Below are 2,009 nucleotides of genomic sequence, written 5' to 3' on the forward strand. Positions count from 1 at the left end.
TGTTTGTTCGAAAAGTGGGCGCTATTTACTCCCACTCGTTTGGTTCATTTATGTGTTTCTTATTGTTTGATTTGGGGGTATTTTTCTGCCTGCGGAAAGTCTCATTTTTTAACTGTTCCGCAGGTCATTTTCTGCCTCCGTGAAGGACAATCCGTTGTCCGTCTGGGGTGGGACAATTCTTTGCCCTTCTGGCAGCTTCACATAAATCAAATTGGGCAGGAACTGTCCCCGCCTCTTACGCTCAATCAGCCCCGCCGCCGACAACTCGGCTAGAGCGTTCTTGGCAGATGAAAGGCTCCTGTTCAGTGCCGCCGCTATCTTCTCCACCGGGAAAACGAGGTAGACCCGGCCTACTTCGTCTGTCCAGCCGTTGAGCTGGGAGAGGTGCGCCCGGTCAAGCAAGAGCACGTAGGCCAAGGCTGCGGTATGGGACAGCCTCATATCCATCAGGAATTGGGGATAGGGAAAATAGGGCGGCAAAGTGGTATCGACTGTCATGTAATCGGTCATGGTGTTAGCCTCCTTCGTGCTGGCTGTTCAGACCGCCTCTGTGGACCGTTAGAGGCCCGTCTTCGGGGCCGGGAAGGAAAATGTATCAGGCCCCCTTTGAGGGCGGTCTTGAAAGCCCTGATTTACAAGGGCTTTTTAAGCCCTAAAGCGTGACACTTCTGCCTTTGTCTGCGCTTGCGTTCGGTGGCTTTAGCCCGCTTCATATGCGCGGCACAGTCAGGACAGTATTTCGCCCGATTGGATTTTGGCAGATAGGAGCCGCCGCATAGGACGCATTTCTTCATGTCGGCCCGATAGAGCAGGGTGGCGTACAGGCCAGCGTCCAGGGGAAGAACGGCGGCGCGGAACCATTTACAGATCAGCGAGTAGGTGATGCTTTGAGGGCAGACACATTCTTCGCCATTGTCCAGGAGCAAGCAGTTTCCGCAATCGTAGTTGCAGCACTCATGCACCAACCTCCGGGCCGTTCGGTACTGCTGATAGGTCATGTGGGGGTTTTCCGGCGCTGTCATTTCACACGCTCCCCCGGCAAAATCCTAAAAGCGTCAGATTTACGTTTTTAGCGTGAGTGCCAATCTGGCAGTAACGATACCTGACCCGCAGGAACGGAACAGACGCGAAGCGGGGGTTCCGTTCCTGCGGGTGCGCAAGGGGTTTGGGGAGTGCAGCTCCCCATCGCGTCCGCAGGACGCAACGTCCCCGGCAGGGCGCACGACACCGGAACGGTGTATAAGTGCGCCGTTGGAAACAGACGGGGTTTCCGGCACAAAAAACCATGGTATTCACTGTGACCTCCTTGGCATAAGAGGGACAAGCCGCCGGAGCAGCTTGTCCCTCCCGGTGATAGGGCGGTTGCCCCTCACCTTGTAGCCATCATGCCGGGGTGATCATCAGGGCGGTCAGCGGAAAAATTTGAAAAACTTTTTCCGAACACTCTCAATGCTTTCATGGACTGCGGCCTTGGAGCAGCCGCACCGCCGTCCAATCTCCGCATAGCTGTAATCGTACAGCGCATAGAGCAGAAACCGCTCCCGCTGGGTGGGAGTACAGAGGGCCAACACCGCCAGAATTTCGTCCAGCGTTTCCTGCTGGCAGACCAGTTCCTCCGGGGTGGCACAGTAAGGCAAAATGCCCTGGGCGGCAATTATGTACTCGTCACATTCGCGCCCGTCCCAATGCCGCCTCTGCTCCCGGTCAAGGCTCCGTTCGGTGCGCTTGGCCAGCTCCCAAAACTCGTCAAGGGTGGCGGCGTCCTCGTAGGTCATTTTGCGGCTGTATCTCTTGATGGTAATTTCCATCGTGTTATCCTCCTGTTCAGATTTGGGGAAATGTGAAATCTGAACAGGAAGGGCGGGCCGCGACACCGGGGCCGGATGGAACAATCCCCTGAAAAAGCAAAAATGCCCGAACAGCACAAGACTGTTCGGGCGTTGGGGTTGGCGATATGGGCAGACAAAAAACGACTATTTTCGCAAACCTGGGTAGGGGATGCCGCTGTG

3 protein-coding genes are annotated in these 2,009 nt (G+C 55.7%); all 3 read right to left on the minus strand.

Features of this window, described 5'->3' with window-relative positions; genetic code table 11:
- Window positions 1–108: 108 nt before the first annotated feature.
- The 3 genes from D1646_RS10870 to D1646_RS10880 all read right to left on the minus strand — a co-directional run bounded on the left by D1646_RS10870 (window position 109) and on the right by D1646_RS10880 (window position 1,808).
- Complete coding sequence (locus D1646_RS10870; protein ID WP_160636481.1) at window positions 109–510, minus strand: replication initiator protein A; 402 nt, start codon at window positions 508–510, stop codon at window positions 109–111.
- 122 nt (window positions 511–632) lie between these two features.
- Window positions 633–1,022 carry a cysteine-rich VLP domain-containing protein gene (locus tag D1646_RS10875; RefSeq protein WP_243154126.1) on the minus strand — a complete coding sequence of 130 codons (390 nt, stop codon included), beginning with the start codon at window positions 1,020–1,022 and terminating at the stop codon, window positions 633–635.
- Window positions 1,023–1,409: 387 nt separating this feature from the next.
- Window positions 1,410–1,808, minus strand: a complete 399-nt coding sequence (locus D1646_RS10880; RefSeq protein WP_160636482.1) for a sigma factor-like helix-turn-helix DNA-binding protein — start codon at window positions 1,806–1,808, stop codon at window positions 1,410–1,412.
- Window positions 1,809–2,009: the final 201 nt, after the last annotated feature.

This window comes from Pseudoflavonifractor sp. 60 (assembly GCF_009911645.1).
Taxonomy (GTDB): domain Bacteria; phylum Bacillota; class Clostridia; order Oscillospirales; family Oscillospiraceae; genus Lawsonibacter.